We start from the raw sequence: 21,273 nt of genomic DNA on the forward strand, positions 1-21,273 counted from the left end.
CAAATTATGATGGGGAGAAACAAGCTAGAACTATTGTTACGCGCAAGAAAAGAAAGAAGCCTGGCACGGATACCTGGCTTCTAACACATTTTATTTGTTCTCATTAAGACTGCTTTTCTTCTTTTTCCTTTTCTTCACGTAAAACAGCTTTACGAGAAAGGTTCACACGACCTTGTTTATCGATCTCAGTGACTTTGACGAGTAGTTCGTCACCAATCTTCACGACATCTTCTACTTTGCCAACACGTTCAAGTGCAAGCTCAGAAATATGAACAAGTCCATCTTTGCCGCTGAAGATTTCAAGGAAGGCACCGAATTTTTCAATTCGTTTTACTTTACCTAGGTAAAGTTGGCCAACTTCAACTTCTCTGACAAGATCTTCAATGATTTTCTTCGCTTTTTGGTTCATGTCTTCTTCAGTAGAAGAGATAAAGATTGTACCGTCTTGTTCAATATCAATTTTCACACCGGTATCTTCAATGATTTTATTGATTTGTTTACCGCTTGGTCCAATGACATCGCGAATTTTATCTGGATTGATTGTCATCGTTAAGATTTTTGGTGCATAACGTGACAATTCTCCTCTAGAAGCTGGAATCGTTGACAGCATGCTATCTAAAATTTCCATTCTTCCTTTTTTCGCTTGTTGAAGTGCTTCTTCTAAAATGTCTTTTGATAGACCATCGATTTTGATGTCCATTTGAAGCGCTGTTACACCTTTAGATGTACCTGCTACTTTAAAGTCCATATCTCCAAGTGCATCTTCCATTCCTTGAATGTCTGTCAGCACTGTGTAGTATTCACCAGATTTAACAAGTCCCATTGCAATCCCTGCAACTGGTGCTTTAATTGGAACACCTGCATCCATCATCGCAAGTGTGCTCGCACAAATACTTGCTTGTGAAGTAGAACCGTTTGATTCTAACACCTCAGACACAAGGCGAACCGTATAAGGGAAATCTTTTTCAGATGGAATGACTGGCTCTAATGCACGTTCGCCTAGCGCACCATGTCCAATCTCACGACGGCCTGGACCACGCATTGGGCCGGTCTCACCAACACTGAATTGTGGGAAGTTATAATGGTGCATGAATCGCTTAGACTCTTCAACACCAAGACCATCAAGAATCTGTACATCACCAAGTGCACCTAATGTACAAATACTGAGTGCCTGTGTTTGGCCTCTTGTAAACAATCCTGAACCGTGCGTTCTTGGAAGAAGTCCTACTTCTGAAGAAAGTGGACGGATTTGATCGACGCCGCGTCCATCTGGACGTACCTTCTCTTCAGTAATAAGGCGGCGAACTTCGTTTTTCACAAGCTTGTTTAAGACATCCTTCGCTTGTTTAATCGTTGCTTCGTCACGCTCTTCTTCTTCAAATTTTTGAACGACAGCTTTTTTCACAGCACTGATGGCATCTTCACGAGCATGCTTCTCATGTACTTGAATCGCTTTCAGTAGATCCGCTTCAGCAAGTTGTTTTACTTCCTCTGCTAATGCTTGATCGACTTCATATAAAGGAATATCGATTTTTTCTTTACCGACAGCTTTTACAATTTCTTCTTGGAATTCGATTAAGCGTTTGATCTCTTGATGGCCGTACATGATGGCTTCAAGCATTGTTTCTTCTGGTACTTCATCAGCACCAGCTTCTACCATGTTGATTGCATCTTTTGTTCCAGCTACAACAAGGTTGATATCGCTTTGTTCAAGCTGCTCAACATTTGGGTTGATGATGAGCTTTCCATCTACTCGTCCTACTGTCACGCCAGCGATTGGTCCCTCAAATGGAATGTCAGACACACATAAAGCTAAAGATGAGCCAAACATTGCAGCCATTTCAGATGAACAATCTTGATCCACACTCATGACAATACTAATGACTTGTACTTCATTTCTAAATCCGTCTGCAAATAGTGGACGGATCGGTCTGTCAATTAAGCGGCTCGCAAGGATTGCTTTTTCACTTGGGCGGCCTTCTCTTTTAATGAAACCACCAGGAATTTTACCAACTGCATATAATCTTTCTTCGTAGTTTACAGTGAGCGGGAAAAAATCAAGTGGTTTTGGTTCTTTAGAAGCTGTTGCTGAGCTAAGCACAGCCGTATCTCCGTAGCGTACGAGAACCGCTCCGTTTGCTTGCTTTGCAAGCTGGCCAGTTTCAACTGTCAGTTGACGTCCAGCCCAGTCTATGGTGAAGACTTGTTTCTCTTGTCCCATTCTGAGATAAACTCCTCTCTTGTCGTAAAGTTTTTAGGTTATTTCTTATTATGAACAAAATGATTTTCACATATCAATGTGAAAGCTGTATGTAGAAGGGTTTTTGCCATTCTTTCAACATTTTAACCATAAAATATTAGTGATTATACGATAAAAAAGCGGGAATCCTCCCGCTTTTTACGATTATCGACGTAAGCCTAGTTTGTTAATTAACTCACGGTAACGAGTTACGTCTTTATTACGTAGATACGTAAGAAGATTACGACGTCTACCTACCATTTTCAAAAGACCGCGACGTGAGTGGTGATCTTTCTTATGAGTACGTAAATGCTCGTTCAAGTTGTTAATTGATTCTGTTAGGACAGCGATCTGAACTTCTGGAGATCCAGTATCAGATTCGTGTGTTTTGAACTCATTAATTAATTGAGTTTTACGCTCTTGAGTAATAGCCATCCTGTTTCACCTCCAAATCATGTTAGCCCCATCTACCTCGCAACCGTCGGTGAAGTCGGCCTGCCAAGTAAGTGGTTTTAAAGCTACAGGAATTATCATACTAAAAATATGCCGATTTTGCAAATGATAGAGCGGTTTTTCTGCGATTTTTTTGTTTAATGAAGATGATCTTGAAAAAACTGAATCGCTTCTTCTTTATCTTGACTAATTTGAGCCGTTAATTCTTGGATACCGTTAAACTTTTGTTCACTGCGAATCCGCTTGTACCACTGTAATTTAATCGGTTCACCATAAATTTCTTCGTTAAAATCAAAAAGGTTCACTTCAATCGCAGGCTGATCAGGACGTTTTTCGTAAAATGTTGGTTTGTAGCCAACGTTACAAACACCGTCATACACCTTGCCTTTCACTTCCGCTCTCACTGCATATACGCCTGTTGGCGGGATGATGTATTCAGCAGATAAACCAACATTGGCGGTTGGGAAGCCAATCGTGCGTCCTCGTTTATCTCCATGAATCACAATGCCTCGCAGCTGATACGGTTTCCCTAAAAGCTCACTCACATATTCAACGTCTCCATTTTTCAATGCGGAACGTATAAGGGTCGAGCTGACTTTCCGGTCTTGGTTGGAAAGCTTAGGTACAATGGTCGCAGCAATCCGCCCTTTCCCGTATTCATCAAACGTTTCCATTGTGCCTGCGCCAAACCGGCCGAATGTAAAATCGAAACCAGCGACTGCATGCTTCACATTCAGTTCGTCCAAATACTGATCGACAAACTCTTGAGGAGACAGTGCTGCAAAGCTTTCGCTGAATTGCACAATGTATAAGTAGTCAGCACCTAATTGTTCGATAAAATCAATCTTATCCTCAAGCGGTGTGATTAAGTCTTTTGGTTCACGTGCTTTTTGCAGAACATGTGATGGATGCGGATGAAAAGTCATGACAGCTAGAGCTAAACCCTCTTTTTCCGCAATGTTTTTCGCTGCATCAATCACTTTTTGGTGTCCGAGGTGAACACCGTCAAAATACCCTAAAGCCATCACAGACGGGACTTGATCCTTTTGATTCAATGTATGTGGGTGTGAAATATGTATAGTCTTCACGAGATGGTCACCTTTTCTTTAAGATTGCTTGTCCTGTGATAAAATCTTCGCCGGCTTCATCAGGTTCTGTTTGGTCGGGTGCTTCATATAAATTGCCATACAACGGCCTGAAGGAGCAAAGACAGCGACACGATCTTCCTCTGCAAAATGAGCAAATTCATCAGGCATAGGTAGGACTGCACCGTTTTCCACTTTACTTGCTAATGTATCATTTATCTCCCATTTCGGCAAATGATTGAGCGCACGCTCGATCGGCACAAGATGTTCCTCAACCGTTCCTTTCTCACTGATCTCCCTCAACACATCAAGAGTGATACATTCATCTAACGTAAAGTCACCAGATCCTATGCGAATGAGGTGAGACATGTGGGCTGGAAACCCAAGTTTTTTTCCGATATCGACGGCTAACGTTCTCACATATGTGCCTTTTGAACACAGTACGGTGAATCTAAATGATACCTTACCATTTTCAAATGTGACAGGTGTTGTCCGCTCGATGCGATGAATGGTAATTTCACGGCTTGGACGTTCAATTTCAATGCCTTGCCTTGCATATTCATAGAGCTTTTTTCCGCCAATTTTCACAGCAGAAAACATCGGAGGGATCTGTTCAATGGTTCCTTCAAATTGTTTCAACGCAGCATCAATGTCATCTTCTGACATCGGTACCGGTACCTTTTTTTCTTCTACTACTTCACCTGTTTGGTCTTCTGTCGTTGTAGAAAATCCAATGGTGATTTCCGCATCATACGTTTTCGATTTATCTGTTAAGTACTCCACAATTTTTGTCGCTCGTCCAATACAAATAGGCAGAACACCTGAAACCTCTGGATCGAGTGTCCCTGTATGTCCCACTTTTTTTGTGTGTAAAATCTTTCTCACTTTAAACACACAGTCGTGAGAGGTCATGCCTCTTTCTTTATGTAATAAAAGAACACCGTTTTGCACCTGCGTTCTCTCCTTTCATAAACGATGAAAAAGGACAGACGATCATCGCCTATCCTTATTTCAACGTCTTATTCGTGATCTTTTGTGTTTAGTTCAGCAATCAGGCTTTCAATTCGGTTACCGTAATCTACAGACTCATCGAATTCAAAGTGAAGCTCTGGTGTTTTGCGAAGTCTGATTCGATTGCCAATTTCAGAGCGGATATACCCTTTCGCCTTTGCAAGGCCTTTTAAGGTTTCCTCTCTTTTCTTCTCGTCGCCAAGAACAGAAATATAGACTTTAGCAATTTGCAAATCACCGGATACTTCAACATCCGTTACAGTCAAAAAGCCGATTCTTGGATCTTTTAGCTTTCTGCCAAGGATGTCACCTAATTCTTTTTTCATTTGCTCACCCACACGGGTTGCTCTCATACTCATGATCTTATCACCTCTAATTAAAACCACTCAGTTTTCGTGATCGTTCGTTCAATTTCCGGAAAAGAATCAATAAAGCTTAACACACGCTGAAGTTCCTTTTCCACTTGAACCCGGGAGGAGGAAATGACGGCGATTCCGATCGAAGTACGCTGCCATGTATCCTGATAGTCCATTTCAGCAATGGTCACATTGAATTTATGGCGCGTTCTTGTCATGATACGCTGCAGAACCGCACGTTTTTCCTTCAGTGAGGATGCATCATAGATCATACACTCACACTCGGTATAACCGATCATTTTCTTTCGATTTCTTGCATAACGAATGATTCCATGACATCACCTTCACGGATATCATTGTATTTCTTAATGGTAATACCACATTCATAGCCTTGTGAAACTTCTTTCACATCGTCTTTGAATCGTTTTAATACGTCGACTTCGCCTTCAAAGATGACGACGCCATCACGAATTAAGCGGATACCACTGTCTCTAGTAATGGTACCTTCAGTGACATAGCCACCAGCAATTGTACCGATTTTTGATACTTTGAACGTTTGACGAACTTCAACTTGACCGATGACTTTTTCTTCATATTCAGGGTCAAGCATTCCTTTCATCGCAGCTTCAATTTCATCGATAACTTTGTAGATGATGCGGTGTAAGCGGATATCTACGTTTTCTGTTTCAGCTGTGCTCTTCGCATTGCCATCAGGACGTACGTTAAATCCAATCACGATCGCATTAGAAGCACTTGCTAAAATGATATCAGATTCTGTAATGGCTCCAACACCCGTATGGATGATTTTCACTTTTACGCCTTCTACTTCAATTTTTTGAAGAGCTGCCGTCAGTGCTTCAGCAGAACCTTGTACGTCTGCTTTTACGATTAAGTTGATATCTTTCACATCACCTTGTTTGATTTGCTCAAATAGGTCATCGAGAGATAATTTCGCTTTGTCTGAACGCTGTTCATCAAGTTGTTTAGACGCACGCGCCTCACCGACTTGACGAGCTGTTTTTTCATCTTTGAATACGAGGAACTGATCCCCTGCATGCGGTACATCATTTAAACCAGTGATTTCAACAGGTGTAGATGGTCCTGCAGTTTTCACGCGGCGTCCGATGTCATTGACCATTGCACGTACACGGCCAAATGTATTTCCGACAACGATTGGGTCACCTACTTGAAGTGTACCAGTTTGAACGAGAAGGGTTGCAACAGAACCTCTTCCTTTATCAAGCTCAGCCTCGATCACAGTTCCTTTTGCCGCACGATTTGGGTTGGCTTTTAGTTCTGCTACTTCGCTGACAAGAAGGATCATTTCGATCAATTCGTCAATGCCTTCACCTGTTTTTGCAGATAAAGGAACGAAAATGGTTTCGCCGCCCCAAGCCTCAGGTACAAGACCATGCTCAGTTAATTCCTGCATCACGCGGTCAGGGTTCGCTGTTGGTTTGTCAATTTTATTGACAGCCACAATGATTGGCACCTCTGCCGCTTTTGCGTGGTTGATCGCTTCAATCGTTTGCGGCATGACACCGTCATCTGCTGCAACGACCAAGATCGTCGTATCTGTTACTTCAGCACCGCGTGCTCGCATCGTAGTGAAAGCTGCGTGTCCTGGTGTATCAAGGAACGTGATTTTCTTACCGTTTTCTTCAATTTGGTATGCACCAATATGCTGCGTAATTCCACCCGCTTCGCCTTCAACAACTTTCGTTTTACGAATGCTGTCAAGAAGCGTTGTTTTCCCGTGGTCAACGTGTCCCATGATCGTTACTACTGGAGGGCGTACTTGCATATCTTCTTCTTTATCTTCAACTTCATACTTTTCAAGTTCAGTTTCTTCTAAAATGATCACTTCTTCTACTGGAACACCATATTCAGAAGCAATTAATTCGACTGTATCTTTGTCGAGCTCTTGGTTGATCGTAGCCATAACACCAAGCATCATCAGTTTTTTGATGATTTCAGCAGTTTCTTTGCCAAGCTCGTCAGCAAGCTGGCCGACTGTCATTGAATTTGTAAATTCAATTTTTTCAGGAAGCTCTTTTTTCGGCTTCACAGGTCTTGCTTGCTGATGCTGCGCCTTGTTGTTGCCGCCGCGTTTATTTTTGTTTTTGTTTTGGTTGTTGTTTTTTTTGTTTTTATTAAATTGATTATTCTGCACGTCATTCTTCTTTCTATCATTGTTTTTGTTAGATGATTGTTTTTTTTGTTCTGCGGGTTTCTCGTTAGCTGTCTCTTTTGCTTTGGCTTTTTTATAGATAGCGTCTAGCTTTTTCACAGTGTCGTCTTCAAGCGTCGCCATGTGGTTGTTCACTTCCACGTTCATATCCTTAAGCGCTGCTATAATATCTTTACTTGAAACATCTATGGCTTTTGCGTATTCATATACTCTCACTTTAGCCATTCGTTCACCCCCAAATAAATTAATCGAGCAAGCTTATGAGCTTCTTAGCGAAGCCTTGGTCAGTGACAGCGACAACTACGCGAGCTTCCTTCCCTATAGAACGTCCGAGAACGGAACGGTCTTCAACTTTTCTAACCGGAACATTGTAAAATTTGCATTTGTCAGATACCTTTTTCTCTGTGTTGGATGAGGCATCTGCTGCAAGAAGAACCAGCTTAGCACGCGCATGTCTAATTTCTTTGATCACCAGATCTTCTCCTGACACGACTTTACGAGCTCGATTTGCTAGACCAAGCAAAGGATACCATTCAGATTCAGTCATTCGGTTTTTTCACCTTTTCAGCTAGTTCTAGTAATTCTTCAAAAATGTGTTCGTCAATCTGTGTCTGAAATTGCTGCTGTAAACTACGTTTGTTCTTCGCCGCAAGAATGGTTTCTTTATCGAGAGAAAGGTAAGCGCCGCGCCCGTTCATTTTTCCGGTTGCGTCAACAGACACTTCACCTTCTTTTGAACGAACAACGCGAATCAGTTCTTTCTTTGGTTTCATTTCTCCCGTCACGACGCATTTTCTAAGCGGGATTTTTTTTCGGCTTTTCACCTTTTATATCACCTCTTATTCGTCAGATTCCTCAGCTACTGGTTCAGCCTCTAAGAAAAGAGATTCAGAGTCTTCAGTTCTTGGGAAAATACCGAGTTCTCTTGCATCTGTTTCGCTTTTAATGTCAATCTTCCAGCTCGTTAATTTCGCTGCAAGACGCGCATTTTGACCTCTTTTACCAATGGCTAATGACAGCTGATAATCAGGGACAATGACAGTTGTCGCCTTATCTTCTTCATTTACAATGACATCAAGAACTTTTGATGGACTTAACGCATTGGCAACAAATTCAACAGGGTCATTAGACCAATGAACAATGTCAATTTTTTCGCCTTTCAGCTCATTGACAATTGCTTGTACACGCTGACCTTTAGGTCCAACACAAGAACCAACTGGATCAACATCAGGATCATCTGTACGAACAGATATTTTAGAACGGTCCCCAGCTTCTCTAGCGACAGATTTAAGCTCTACAGTACCATCATAAATTTCTGGCACTTCGATTTCAAATAAACGCTTTAAAAGACCTGGGTGTGTTCTTGATACATAAATTTGTGGTCCTTTTGTTGTTTTTTCTACTTTCGTAATGAACACTTTAATGCGGTCATGTGGTTTGTAGTCCTCATTTGGCATTTGTTCGTTTACCGGAAGAAGGGCTTCGATTTTGCCAAGTGACACGTAAATGAATTTACTGTCAATTCGCTGAACGATTCCCGTCATGATGTCTTCCTCACGATCGATAAACTCAGTGTAAATCACACCTCGCTCTGCTTCTCTCACTCGCTGCGTCACGACTTGTTTCGCTGTCTGAGCTGCAATGCGTCCGAAATCTTTTGGTGTGACTTCGATTTCAACGACGTCACCAACCATGTAATTCGGGTTGATATTTGCTGCATCATCTACAGAGATTTCAAGGCGAGAATCATACACTTCATCTACAACATCTTTTCTTGCGAATACGCGAATCGTTCCCGTTTCACGGTTTAAATCAACACGCACATTTTGTGCTTGATTAAAATTACGCTTGTATGCAGAAATGAGTGCAGCTTCTATCGCTTCAATAATAATTTCTTTACTAATGCCCTTCTCTTTCTCAAGAACAGTCAGGGCATCTAACAACTCACTACTCATTTTTATGGTTCCCCCTTATATCAATGAAAAGGTTAATTGAACGAAACTGCTAATCTTGCGTTAGCAATTTTTTCGTATGGAATATTGATCTCTTTCTTTCTTGTCTTGATCTTCACTGTCACTGTTGCAATCTCACCATCAAAGCTTGTAAGCTCACCTTCAAATGCCTTTTCACCATCAATTGGTTCGTATGTTTTCATGAAAACATTTTTTCCAAGTGCTTTTTCAAAATCAGCTTTTTTCTTTAATGGGCGCTCCGCTCCAGGAGAGGACACTTCAAGAAAGTAGTTTTGGCTAATTGGATCTGCCTCATCAAGCTTTTCGCTCAAGGCTTCGCTCACTTTGGCACACTCCTCGATATCGACGCCTTTGTCAGAGTCAATAAATACGCGAAGGAACCAGTTTTGACCCTCTTTGACAAATTCAACATCAACGAGTTCAAGCTGTAAGCCATCTAAAATTGGCTGCACCATGTCGCTTACGATATCCACTACTTTTTTGCTCATTCTCTTCCTCCTTGTGCTTTCGATAAACGCTCTTATCAATCATTCTGCATAAAAACCCTGCTTTATTGTGAGCAGGGGGAGCAGAAAACGGATGAATAATGTCGAGACAAAAATTGCCTGTTCAATACAAAAGAGCGGGTTTCCCCACTCTTGTCTCGGTAATCGTTAGCATTTCCATAAAAACTATACCATATCCAATTTTTTTATGCAAATGAAGTTCCTTATAAACAGGCATTCTTCATCAGTTCTTTTCATTCATTCTTTTGGCGTGTTCACGAATAATTTCTGCCTCCCGGCTCTCCTTTAAAACTCGAAAACCGTCATAATCCGGGTAGAGGGAATCATCGTCTTGAATGCTTGTTAAAATCCAAAATTGGCTGCCTGCGCCTCCGAGCTGTTCAATTGTCTTCAGCCAGCTATCATATACATCAGGACGGGCTGTTTGATTTTGATAGCCAAACTCTTCTAATACAACAGGTTTTCCGATTGCGTTTCCTCGGGTGATATGATCTTTGATCCATTTCACTCCCCATGCAGCAGACTGATTCCAGTGATCCGGGTATAAATGATAGGTTCCATAATCAATATGAGGGAGAGCAGTCAAACGATCCCAATCAACACCTTCTCCCCCACTGTAAAACCAATCGTCATGACCTGTCATGCGAAAGAACCCTTCGTCTCCTACTGCAACAAGGTGATTCGAGTCAATTGATTTGATCCATGCACTCATTTCATCTGCCCAGTTTACTAGTATATCTCCCGAAGGGTCTGACTGAGCGCGCGGCTCATTGGCGAGCTCCCATGTCATAATAGCAGGGTCATCTTTATATTGAACACCTGAGTACGTATTGGTTCTCTCTAATACATAGCGCACATAGTTTTTGTAAGCTGTTTTAATCCGAGAATCTGTATAAAAGTGATCATGTGATCCTGCCTGAAACCACTTCACATATTGATTCATCCCGCCAAAGTCATCCCAATTGTTCACGAGCGGTATGACCAGCTTGATTCCTTCCTGCCCTGCTTTATAAATCGCATAGTCTAGTTTTTGAAAACCGGATTCTTCATAAACACCTGGACGAGATTGTAAGACTGAATTTTCTTGAGGGGTACCATCGTGAAATCCCCAAATACGAATAACCTTTAAATCCATTGCCTTCATATCGTCAAAAACAGCATCTACCATCTTTTTTGATTTGTAATGGAAATAATAATTATTTGTGCCAGCAAAGTAAAATGGGTGGTTGTTCAATACAAAATGTGTACCAGATGTTTGCACATAGGAGGAGGCCTTTACGGTCAGAGTGAACCAACCCGCCCATAAAGTGATCAGCAGCATAAAACAAGCCACCCGTTGAACCCATTTTTTCATTCCATTCTCCTCACAATCTCTTATTCTACTGGTACGATGATATCTAGTTGAAGCGGTGTTTGTTTAGTTGAATCAAGTTCAATCGTCTGCTGCTGCAACATTTTACTTACTTCACCAATTCGAACCTCATACGTCCCGTGAAACGCTGGACATGTCACTTGGCCATTCGCATCTGTTTTTTCCACTCTTTGTGTCGTCCACTCCTGTAGAAGCTTTTCATAACGCCTGCCTGCTTCATTTAACGACCAATCATGATTCACGATGGCTGCGTGCTCACCTCTCCAATGAGCACCCGCCCAAAATCCCCACATCAGCACACCTTTTACGGCTGGATGACTAAAGGCAACCCGATATAAAGCTTCTAAGTTATCCGCTCGTCTATTGGCATCCGGATGAACAGAGTCATACTCTGTCACCCATATCGGTAGACCAAGCTCAGCAAGCACATCTAGTCTTTGTTTTACAACAACTGGATCCACTCGATCTTCAAAGTGACCTTGAACTCCAATGGCCTCAACTGGTGCCCCCAACTGACGAAGTTCATTGATATGTGCTTTATATGCGTGATGTTCGCCGTATGAGATTACATTATAATCATTGACAAACAGCAAGGCTTGAGGATCAATTTTTTTCGTTTCTTCATACATCCATTTCCAAATCTGTTTCCCAAACCGGTCTTTAAAAAATGAACCATGCATCATTTCGTTGTTTACATCCCAATGACGGAATTTCCCTTTGAAATGATTGCCTGCATGCTCAAGCCGCCATTTCATGGCTTCATATACTTCATGATTCGGTAATGATTTCAGCCAGTTTGGATTGGCATCCTCTACCTCCCAAAATAAGGCGTGCCCCCTCACTGGAATTTGGTGTCTATTGGCAAAATTCAGCATGGCATCTGCTTTTTCGTAGGTTATTTTCCCTCTTTCAGGCTCATTTGCATACCATTTTGCCTCATTTTCAAACACAGCCCAATTAAAATGTTGAACAAAAAAATCAGCATACGTTTGATTGAATAGAACTTGGTCATTCATTGCTGAACCAAATGCAAATTCATGTCTGATTTGTTTTATTTCCACCTCTATTCCGGCAACTGGCTTTTGTTCCTTATTGATGACGTTTATGACAAGCTCTCTTTGTCTATGTTGTAAGATTCGATTATTTGCTTCTTTTCTCCAGCTTTGATTTTCTTGTTCCTGTGATCCGCCATTCGATGAATGATTCATAAATTCTTTCTTATTAACCATGATGACATCACCTTTGCTTTCATTTCATTTATCTTATTAGGAAACCGCCGACTAAAAAAGCCGGCAGCTGTACTACGTTCTATTCGTTTATGAGACGATGGTATTCTGCATAAGCCGTAGCCATATCAACTTGCGACCAGAAACGGTGATAGGTGAAACTTGGCGCTCCGTTTTCCCATTTGCCTGTTGCTTCATTAAAAGATGATTGATATTTACTCTCCAGGGCTGACCAAGCTGGGTCTTGCTTGATTTTCGGACGAAGATCTGCAAAGCTCGTATACACTCCGTTACCTCCTCGCTGCGGGTCAGAAGGAATGGTGCTGGAACCAGGAATCTGATTTCCTTGACCAAATGTTCCGTTCCAGCCATTTGGGAAGTACACTTCTTTTTTAAAGAAACGGTGGTAGTCTTCTCTGTCTTCCTCTGTCACAATCCCTACACCATCATTGTAATTCCAAGCGACCTCAAGGAGCTGTGCCGCTGTCTCTTTTGCTCTTATGCCAAGTGCTGTGTAGTTTCCTGTCTCTTTCTGTGTTGCAGCAGCAAAGAATGTGAGTGCTTTGATGAGACTGCCCAGTACACCAGTATCTTGAGTAGGATCTTTTGTAACTGCCGTTAAATTTGGATTACCTGTTGCAGATTGGAACCCGCTCCAAGTGTCAGGCTGGCCGCTCCATTCTATATTCCCAGGAATCCAAAACTCTCCAGGTGCACTCGTCGTAGCAACAGCAACATTTGTCCCCCCTAGAATCCTTTGACCCTGACCATCTAAAAAATACCCATCTTGATCCGACACAGGACGAGTGCCAATAAAAATATAATCTAGTGAATAGTTGACCCATTTTGTGATGACAGATTTGGCCATTTGGAAATTTTCAGATGTTTTGTCGCCATCTTTTGCAAAGATATAATAAAGCTCTGCTACACGCTCAATCGGCCATGCTTGCATTCCAAACCAATTATTGGACGGAGGATCATGGTAAACAGGCGCATCTTCATAAGCCATATCATAAAATGTACTTCTTCCTGCTGGATAAGCGCTATAGTCTCCATTCCAGCTGTTGGTAGCACCTCCTGCAATCGCTCCCTCTTTTGATTGAAGCCAGACGTAAAATTCAAGCTGTCTCTTTAACGTCTTTTCCCAATCACTTGCAGCAGTCGGTGACGATGGCTTTAAGCCTCCCTTATCTGAGGATAAAGCGTAGGCAGCGACTGGGTTTTGATACCCTTGATGACAATGGCTCGCACCGATACGCCATGACCAATTCGCATATTCTCCAAGTCCCCCGCCCCAAGAGGTATACCATGCCATTAAGTGATGACATGCACTTTTTCCATTTCCAGGATACGGATTACCTTGCTTGCCGCTTCCAATTGTTTGAAAATATTTATCGTACATTCCGTAACGAAGGAAATCACCCATCTTTTTCGCTTTATCAAGATAGACTGACCCATTATAGCCAAGTTCCTTTGCCCAATACATCGCCTGTATTGCACGCGCATCAGCGTCCGTCGCATTTGTGTAGCGCCACTGGGCGGCTGGCGCTTGATTTTCTTTTGTGAACAAGCTCATGAAACCTTCATTGGGCTTTCCGGCCGTTTTATCATCTTGTGATGGATGAGGGATGGCCTCCCATACGGATTCTTGCGGACCCCGCTGGAATGTGTTTACATATGCGGCTGTATGTGATGGGTTGAGCAAATTCCCATATTCATACCAGTTGTCTACATCAAGAAGCCAGTGCATTAAATACGTTTCATTCGTTCCGTAAGTTGACCTCAGTTCTTGATCAATTGGATCTTGACCAGCAGGGCGAGCACCCGTCAACTGGCTCGGATATTGATCTGGATATGGTTTTTCTGAAGCGTATGTGGCTGGGCTGGATGGATTGTAAGAACTCATATGTGGCTGTTCGTCATGTCCATCTTCGTTTACTGGAATGATAAACTTCTCCATATTATCCCAAGCCGCTTCTAGTTTGCTCCAATCGCCTGTGTAGTGACCATACAATGCTTCAAGCCATAACCAGTAGCTGTAAGCTTCTGAAGTGGTCATATGCCCGTAATCAGGCGCCTCGCAAATGAGTGTCTCAACGGAATGATACGGAATGCCTTCTTTTGAAAAATATCCATTCGCATCGTTTTTCATTTGATGATAAAGCGCTAAAAACCGTTCTTTATTTGTCATGTCCTCACCCTTTATATTTATTTATTCGGAAGCGTACCAAATGCTAAAATACCTTGATCAAAAACAGGAATTCTCGCTGTTTTCTGCATATTGGATGTTAATCCTTGAAAGGAATAATCATTTGAGGCATCCCATATATTCGCACCATTTGGCGCAGATAACCGGAACTGTATTTCCTTCTTATGAAGCGATTCGCCTCCTGGAAAAATAGCTACGCCAGTAAAATCGATTTCTGTAAAATAGATATGGGATGATGCGTCATACACCGTTAACGGAGTTAAGGAAGCGCCTTCATTGTAAACAGCTGTCACTTGAATATCTTTATCAGTGAATCCCTTCGCAAATATCTCACTTAGATTGACATAATATCTAAAAGAAAGTGATTGACTACTTCTTGCCGGCCAGCCTGATCGATTGTATAGAATGGCTTTGATCTGAGTAGATGTTGTATCGTTACTCATGACAGCTGCCTCTACAAAAAACTCATCTTCCACTTTTTCTTTAGGCGGAAAATTCGGCAGCTTTGACTGCCCCTGACCAAACAGCTGCACCATTTTGGCTACATTTCCAGTAAAGGCGGCATTATAGTCTGTTGCTACCTCGTTGGATACATAGTCAGAGATGTCATCGGTATACTGATCCTGTGCATTAGGCCCCCCAACAAGCGCTCCATAAAGCGTGTGCCGATGAGAAGAAGGAGTTGTCAGCTGATTAGACCATGAGCCATGTGCAGTTCGATGGTGTGGATGCATTGGCGGATTTTTGCCAAACCCAACGACATAGCTTCTATTTTGCGGATTATCCCCTAACATATAGTGTGTTTGCCTGATCGCAAACGTTTGGTATCGATTCTTTTTTTCTTGATCAGAGACCCAATCTGCGTACACAAACGCTAAAAATGCAGCATTTGCTGTATAACGAAGTGAACCCCATTGATCTAACCACGCTAGTCCGCCAGGCGTATAAGTGATTCTTTCTACTTTTCCATTTTGAACAAAACCCGTCGACCAGTAATCGAGATTACGCTCCGTCGATTCGATAAACCTTTTCTCCTTTGTGATTCTCGCAAGTAAAATTTGCGAAGCAAAAAAGGTATTGTCCCACGACATCGTAAACGTATAATCCCAATCCTTCGGCCATTCTTCTACTGCTTTTAGTGCTTTGTTTAAATAGGTCTGGTCATTTGTCGCCAAGTACAGCCATATTCCACCCCAAATGAGCTCATCAATATAGCCGCTCCAGGAGTTATAAAATGGCTGAGCATTGGTGACACAATCTGTATACTCACCGCGATATTGATCAGCAAATGCATAAAGCTGCTTTGCATGGGTGAGAAGTTTTGCGGCATATGGCGCGTCTGTTTCTTTAAAAATAATTGAACCTGCTGCTAAAGCGGCTGCGGTTTGGGCGGCTACTTCTGTTCCTGGACAATGTTCATCAATTTTAAATGCTGGCCGGTTCATCGGCATCACTTCTGCTGGACCCCACCAGCCATGATCTGCGTTCCCATCGCCTACTTGTGCCCAAAATTCATTTGGACCTGTATGGGCTTTCAAAAAATAATCGGTTGCCCACTTGATTTGATCTAACATATCATCAAGCAGTTCTGCCTCTTCGTAAGCTTCTCGGTACTCATAGACTGTCCATGCAAGCACGGCTGCAGAGTAAGCCATCGGAAGCCCGAACTTCACATGATCACCAGCATCGTACCAGCCGCCTGTTAAATCATGACCAACATCTTTCCCATCCTCTAGTCCAGAATCCCCTCGCCAGTTAAGACGATTGCTTTCAGGAAGCTTTCCGGAACGCTGGGCTTCGTAAAACAAAATTGATTTTTGAAGCACCTCTACATAGTTGTAATCTGACATGTACCTACTTCTCACCCCTTCTGTTTTCTTAAACGTGAAACATTGAACAAGAAATGACCACCTCCTTGTCATTCCGTTCGTGTTTTGTACAGTGTTGAAAAGAATCAAGCGTGTTTCAAAAATGTGCATAGTAAACAGCCATCAGCTTGACGCTCACCGAGGGTTTTCTCCTGATTCTTCATGTGACTGTACCCAAAATGATCATATGTCGTATGAGAACATTTCAGACGGCTAAATTCTCTTTTTTGCTCTATTTGGGTAGAAAGAATGACATACAATCTCTTCTCTCAAAACACGACGTTAAATCAAGATATATGAACCAACAAGAAAATAATTCCAGTTAAAATATTTAGTTAACATAATAATATTATTGTATATACAAAAAAGAGCGCCCTTTAAGGGCGCTCTTCATTTTTCACATTAGAACAAAGAAAGCTGGTTTTGATCAGGAAGTGCTTCTAAGCAGCCTTGACGATCCAAATACTCAAGGATGGTCTTAGACACTTTTCCTCGTTTTTGTAAATCTTCTTTTGAAAGGAATTCACCATCTTGGCGTGCGCGTACAATATTTAACGCAACGTTTGTTCCTAGTCCAGGGATGGAGTTGAATGGCGGGATTAACCCGTCTCCATCAATGATAAACTCAGTGGCACTTGATCGGTATAGGTCTACTTTTTTAAAGTGATAGCCTCTTTCACACATTTCAAGTGCAAGCTCTAGTACAGTTAATAGGTTCTTCTCTTTCGGTGATGCATCAAGACCTTTTGAGTTAATATCGTCCATGACCGCTCGAATCGCATTTGATCCTTTTGTCATCGTTTCGATATCAAAATCATCAGCACGAACGGTAAAATAAGCCGCATAGTACAGAAGTGCATGGTGCACTTTGAAATAAGCAATCCGAACAGCCATTAATACATAAGCAGCCGCGTGGGCTTTAGGGAACATGTATTTAATCTTTTTACAAGAATCAATGTACCAGTTCGGTACGTTATTATTCTTCATTTCTTCTTCCCATTCAGGAGGAAGTCCCTTCCCTTTACGAACAGATTCCATAATTTTAAAGGCAAGTGACGGCTCTAAACCTTGATAAATCAGATATACCATAATATCATCACGACAGCCAATCACTTCACTTAGTTCACACGTTTTATTATGAATCAGCTCTTGAGCGTTGCCGAGCCATACATCTGTACCGTGAGATAGACCAGAGATCTGAACAAGCTCCGAGAAGGTGGTCGGTTTTGTATCCTCAAGCATCTGACGAACAAACCTTGTGCCAAACTCTGGGATCCCAAGTGTTCCCGTTTTACATCCAATTTGTTCTTCTGTGACACCGAGAGGTTCCGTTCCTTGGAAGATTTTCATGACCTCAGGATCATCTGTCGGAATCGTTTTTGGATCAATTCCGCTCAAGTCCTGAAGCATCCGAATGACCGTTGGATCATCGTGTCCAAGAATATCTAGTTTCAGCAAGTTATCATGGATTGAATGGAAATCAAAATGTGTCGTTTTCCAATCAGAACCTGTCGCATCTGCTGGATATTGAATTGGTGAGAAATCGTAAATGTCCATATAATCCGGCACTACGATAATACCGCCTGGATGTTGGCCCGTTGTCCGTTTGACCCCCGTACAGCCCTGTACAAGCCGGTCAATTTCAGCACCTCTCATATGAAGGTTATGATCTCCTGCGTAGCCTTTCACATAACCATATGCCGTTTTTTCTGCAACGGTACCGATTGTACCTGCGCGGTATACATACTCTTCACCAAACAGCTCTTTCGTATAGTTATGGGCAATCGGCTGATATTCTCCTGAGAAGTTCAAGTCGATATCAGGCACTTTATCTCCTTTAAAACCTAAGAACGTTTCAAACGGAATATCGTGTCCGTCTTTTTTATACGGCGTCCCGCATTCAGGGCAGTCTTTATCAGGAAGGTCAAATCCTGAGCCAACCGATCCGTCATTAAAGAACTCAGAGTGCTTGCAACTTGGACATACATAGTGCGGCGCAAGCGGGTTCACTTCTGTAATCTCTGTTAATGTCGCAACGAGGGATGAACCAACTGACCCCCTTGAACCAACTAGATATCCATCATCAAGTGATTTCTTAACAAGCTTATGAGAAATTAAATAAATAACAGCGAAACCATGACCAATAATACTCTTTAATTCTTTCTCAATCCGGTCTTCTACAATTTTCGGTAAATCGTCACCGTAGATGCTGCGAGCCATGTTGTAGCTCATTTCCCGAATTTCTTCATCTGCACCTTCGATTTTTGGTGTATAAAGATCGTCTTTGATTGGTTTGATACTTTCGACCATCTCAGATACTTTTTGCGTATTCGTCACGACAATCTCTTTCGCCTTTTCGTCCCCTAGGAAAGAGAAGGCTTCTAGCATTTCATCAGTTGTTCTAAAATGAACTTTTGGCAGTTCATGACGATTAAGCGGATTCGCCCCGCCTTGTGATGAAATTAAGATTTTGCGATAAATTTTGTCTTCTGGATGCAGGTAGTGCACATTTCCAGTCGCCACGACTGGTTTATTCAGTTTTTCACCAAGTTTTACAATGTTTGTGATGATCTCTTTTAATGCACGTTCATCCCGAACAAGCTCCAGCTGGAGTAAATGCTGATACACTTCTGGCGGATGAACTTCTAAATAGTCGTAAAATGCGGCAATGTCTTCTACCTCATCAGGTGACTTCTGCATCATCCCTTCAAACACTTCACCCTTATCACAAGCAGACCCAACAATTAAACCTTCTCGATACTTCTCAAGCTGTGAGCGAGGGATACGCGGCACGCGGTAGAAATAATGAATATGAGAAAGTGAAACAAGCTTAAATAAATTCTTTAGACCCGTCTCATTTTGTGCAATCACGGTTGCATGGTAAGGACGTGAGCGCTGATACGCATTGGACTGCCCCATGTTTTCATTCAATTGATCGTGGTAGGCAATCTCTTTTTCAGCCGCATCCTTTAGCATCTTCAGCATGAGGTACCCAGTTGCTTCTGCATCATAAATCGCCCGGTGATGCTGCGTGAGTTCAATATCGAACTTTTTACACAGCGTGTTCAGCCGGTGATTTTTAAATTCTGGATAAAGGAATCGGCCAAGTTCTAGTGTATCAATGACAGGGTTTGATGCTTTATCTGTTTTTAGCAGACGCTTATATGCTGCATTTAAAAAGCCCATATCAAAGCTTGCATTGTGAGCAACAAGGATATCTTGGCCAATCCACTCTTTGAAATCCCGAACAACATCGACCACATCTGGTGCATCTCTCACCATGTCATCCGTGATACCGGTTAGTTCAATGGTTGTTGCTGATAACGGATGATGAGGGTTTGCAAATGCCTCAAAGCGGTCAATGATTTCCCCGCCTTTGATTTTCACGGCTGCAAGCTCAATGATCGTATCATACACAGCAGAGAGTCCTGTTGTCTCAACATCAAATACGACAAACGTCGCATCTTCTAATAAGCGGTGCTCTGGATTATACGCAATCGGTACCCCATCGTCGACTAAATTGATTTCCACCCCGTACATCATTTTGATGCCATGCTTTTTACTTGCTGCATACGCATCTGGAAAGGATTGTACAACGGCGTGATCTGTCAGGGCAATGGCCTCATGCCCCCATTTTTTTGCTTGTTCAACAAGTCTACCGATGCCAGTGACAGCATCCATCTGGCTCATCGGCGAATGCAAATGAAGCTCAACACGCTTTTCTCCCTCAGGTGCAGTATCTTCTTTCAGCTGAGGTTTCATTTCATTGACGTCATTTGCGATCATGACAAGATCTCTCACAAACGTATCGTTTTGAATGCTTCCTCTTGCTTTGACCCACATCCCTTTTTTCAAGGATTTCATGAGCTGAGCATCTTCTTTTTCTCTCGCAAACATTTTGATCAAAATACTATTCGTATAATCGGTAATTTTAAAGATACAAAGGGTTCTGCCGCTTTTTAGTTCGCGCGTTTCTGCATCGAACACGTACCCTTGGACGGTGATTCGTCTTTCTTCGTCCATAATACTATCAAGCGTACGTATTTCTTCATTGTCTTTGATTTGATAGCCAATCATCAGAGGGCCAGAAGGAGCTTCCTCTTGATCCTCACTTTCCTTCTTCTCCATCTCAACAAGGGCTTGCATGGCTCTTTCTTGATCTTCAGCAAGTTTTTGTTCTCTGAACTTCTGAATCTCTTGATCTGATACAAAAATTTCTGTATCAAATTGAAGTTCTGGAAAACCAACTTGTTTAAATGCAGCCTGAAGCATTGGGCTATATTTCTTCTTGATGGCTAGAGCCTCAGTTTCGCTTTTTGTTTTGATGATGATCTTATGTCCAGACAGGGCTGGTTTTTGCTGTTGAAGCAAGCTGATGATTGGGGGAGAAATCCCTTGAAGCTCTTCCACACAATGGGACCAATACGATTGAACGAGCTCTTCAGATATGTGCGGATCATTGACTTCAATCGTACAAGTAACTTGTGCAATATGAGAAAATGCATTTGTCAGCCTGCTTAAAAACATTGCATATACTTGGTAAGGCAAAAGCGCCTTAAATTTAAAATGGAAATGCCACGTTTTTGCCGCCTTATGCACCGTCAATTTGACGATCTCGCCTTCTTCAAAGTAACGACTGAGGTCATCATCTGTCATTTGAATCTGATTGAGTAATATATGAAATTGCCGCCGGGTAATCGGTAATTGTTCATCCAAGACAGGACCCTCCTTTTGCAAATCAGAAAGGTACCTCTTTTTTGCAGGAGGTACCTTCATTTTTTTGT

16 protein-coding genes are annotated in these 21,273 nt (G+C 42.1%); all 16 read right to left on the reverse strand.

Annotated elements, in window-relative coordinates; translation table 11 throughout:
• Positions 1–103 precede the first annotated feature (103 nt).
• The 16 genes from pnp to LCD34_RS16380 all read right to left on the reverse strand — a co-directional run bounded on the left by pnp (position 104) and on the right by LCD34_RS16380 (position 21,205).
• Positions 104–2,221, reverse strand: a complete 2,118-nt coding sequence (gene pnp, locus LCD34_RS16305; RefSeq protein WP_007499522.1) for a polyribonucleotide nucleotidyltransferase — start codon at positions 2,219–2,221, stop codon at positions 104–106.
• A gap of 183 nt (positions 2,222–2,404) precedes the next feature.
• Positions 2,405–2,674, reverse strand: a complete 270-nt coding sequence (rpsO, locus tag LCD34_RS16310) for a 30S ribosomal protein S15 (protein WP_008354438.1) — start codon at positions 2,672–2,674, stop codon at positions 2,405–2,407.
• 155 nt (positions 2,675–2,829) lie between these two features.
• Positions 2,830–3,780 carry a bifunctional riboflavin kinase/FAD synthetase gene (ribF, locus tag LCD34_RS16315; RefSeq protein ID WP_017359069.1) on the reverse strand — a complete coding sequence of 317 codons (951 nt, stop codon included), beginning with the start codon at positions 3,778–3,780 and terminating at the stop codon, positions 2,830–2,832.
• A gap of 18 nt (positions 3,781–3,798) precedes the next feature.
• Entirely contained in the window at positions 3,799–4,728 is a 930-nt protein-coding gene (gene truB, locus LCD34_RS16320; RefSeq protein ID WP_017359070.1) for a tRNA pseudouridine(55) synthase TruB, read from the reverse strand.
• A 68-nt stretch (positions 4,729–4,796) separates the two neighbouring features.
• On the reverse strand, positions 4,797–5,147 hold the full coding sequence (gene rbfA / locus LCD34_RS16325) for a 30S ribosome-binding factor RbfA (protein WP_007499525.1): 351 nt from the start codon (positions 5,145–5,147) through the stop codon (positions 4,797–4,799).
• Between the two features lie 17 nt (positions 5,148–5,164).
• Positions 5,165–5,443 carry a DUF503 domain-containing protein gene (locus LCD34_RS16330; protein ID WP_017359071.1) on the reverse strand — a complete coding sequence of 93 codons (279 nt, stop codon included), beginning with the start codon at positions 5,441–5,443 and terminating at the stop codon, positions 5,165–5,167.
• Positions 5,440–7,560, reverse strand: a complete 2,121-nt coding sequence (infB, locus tag LCD34_RS16335; RefSeq protein ID WP_007499526.1) for a translation initiation factor IF-2 — start codon at positions 7,558–7,560, stop codon at positions 5,440–5,442. Before infB ends, LCD34_RS16330 begins: the two co-directional genes overlap by 4 nt.
• A 19-nt stretch (positions 7,561–7,579) precedes the next feature.
• A complete protein-coding gene (locus LCD34_RS16340) occupies positions 7,580–7,882 on the reverse strand; it encodes a YlxQ family RNA-binding protein (RefSeq protein WP_007499528.1) in 303 nt (100 codons plus the stop codon).
• Positions 7,875–8,159, reverse strand: coding sequence for an RNase P modulator RnpM (gene rnpM, locus LCD34_RS16345; protein WP_008344742.1), 285 nt, complete (start codon positions 8,157–8,159; stop codon positions 7,875–7,877). The genes LCD34_RS16340 and rnpM overlap by 8 nt, the downstream gene beginning before the upstream one ends.
• A gap of 15 nt (positions 8,160–8,174) precedes the next feature.
• On the reverse strand, positions 8,175–9,290 hold the full coding sequence (gene nusA, locus LCD34_RS16350; RefSeq protein WP_007499530.1) for a transcription termination factor NusA: 1,116 nt from the start codon (positions 9,288–9,290) through the stop codon (positions 8,175–8,177).
• A 32-nt stretch (positions 9,291–9,322) separates the two neighbouring features.
• Positions 9,323–9,796, reverse strand: coding sequence for a ribosome maturation factor RimP (gene rimP / locus LCD34_RS16355; RefSeq protein ID WP_008344744.1), 474 nt, complete (start codon positions 9,794–9,796; stop codon positions 9,323–9,325).
• A gap of 241 nt (positions 9,797–10,037) precedes the next feature.
• Positions 10,038–11,168 (reverse strand): glycoside hydrolase 5 family protein, encoded by a 1,131-nt coding sequence (locus LCD34_RS16360; RefSeq protein WP_025207341.1) that lies wholly within the window; start codon positions 11,166–11,168, stop codon positions 10,038–10,040.
• Positions 11,169–11,188: 20 nt separating this feature from the next.
• Positions 11,189–12,415, reverse strand: coding sequence for an endo-1,4-beta-xylanase (locus LCD34_RS16365; protein ID WP_224559757.1), 1,227 nt, complete (start codon positions 12,413–12,415; stop codon positions 11,189–11,191).
• A gap of 79 nt (positions 12,416–12,494) precedes the next feature.
• Positions 12,495–14,603 carry a glycoside hydrolase family 48 protein gene (locus LCD34_RS16370; protein WP_224559758.1) on the reverse strand — a complete coding sequence of 703 codons (2,109 nt, stop codon included), beginning with the start codon at positions 14,601–14,603 and terminating at the stop codon, positions 12,495–12,497.
• Between the two features lie 17 nt (positions 14,604–14,620).
• Positions 14,621–16,471 (reverse strand): glycoside hydrolase family 9 protein, encoded by a 1,851-nt coding sequence (locus tag LCD34_RS16375; RefSeq protein ID WP_060781061.1) that lies wholly within the window; start codon positions 16,469–16,471, stop codon positions 14,621–14,623.
• A gap of 420 nt (positions 16,472–16,891) precedes the next feature.
• Entirely contained in the window at positions 16,892–21,205 is a 4,314-nt protein-coding gene (locus tag LCD34_RS16380; RefSeq protein ID WP_035392051.1) for a PolC-type DNA polymerase III, read from the reverse strand.
• Between the last annotated feature and the right edge of the window lie 68 nt (positions 21,206–21,273).

This window comes from Bacillus sp. RAR_M1_44, assembly GCF_020165935.1.
Taxonomy (GTDB): domain Bacteria; phylum Bacillota; class Bacilli; order Bacillales; family Bacillaceae; genus Bacillus; species Bacillus altitudinis.

Coding starts and splice junctions, on each gene's coding strand:
- pnp (WP_007499522.1), bottom strand. CDS start 2,221: ATGGGACAAGAGAAACAAGTCTTCACCATAGACTGGGCTGGACGTCAA.
- rpsO (WP_008354438.1), bottom strand. CDS start 2,674: ATGGCTATTACTCAAGAGCGTAAAACTCAATTAATTAATGAGTTCAAA.
- rbfA (WP_007499525.1), bottom strand. CDS start 5,147: ATGAGTATGAGAGCAACCCGTGTGGGTGAGCAAATGAAAAAAGAATTA.
- LCD34_RS16330 (WP_017359071.1), bottom strand. CDS start 5,443: ATGATCGGTTATACCGAGTGTGAGTGTATGATCTATGATGCATCCTCA.
- infB (WP_007499526.1), bottom strand. CDS start 7,560: ATGGCTAAAGTGAGAGTATATGAATACGCAAAAGCCATAGATGTTTCA.
- LCD34_RS16340 (WP_007499528.1), bottom strand. CDS start 7,882: ATGACTGAATCTGAATGGTATCCTTTGCTTGGTCTAGCAAATCGAGCT.
- nusA (WP_007499530.1), bottom strand. CDS start 9,290: ATGAGTAGTGAGTTGTTAGATGCCCTGACTGTTCTTGAGAAAGAGAAG.
- rimP (WP_008344744.1), bottom strand. CDS start 9,796: ATGAGCAAAAAAGTAGTGGATATCGTAAGCGACATGGTGCAGCCAATT.
- LCD34_RS16360 (WP_025207341.1), bottom strand. CDS start 11,168: ATGAAAAAATGGGTTCAACGGGTGGCTTGTTTTATGCTGCTGATCACT.
- LCD34_RS16365 (WP_224559757.1), bottom strand. CDS start 12,415: ATGGTTAATAAGAAAGAATTTATGAATCATTCATCGAATGGCGGATCA.
- LCD34_RS16370 (WP_224559758.1), bottom strand. CDS start 14,603: ATGACAAATAAAGAACGGTTTTTAGCGCTTTATCATCAAATGAAAAAC.
- LCD34_RS16375 (WP_060781061.1), bottom strand. CDS start 16,471: ATGTCAGATTACAACTATGTAGAGGTGCTTCAAAAATCAATTTTGTTT.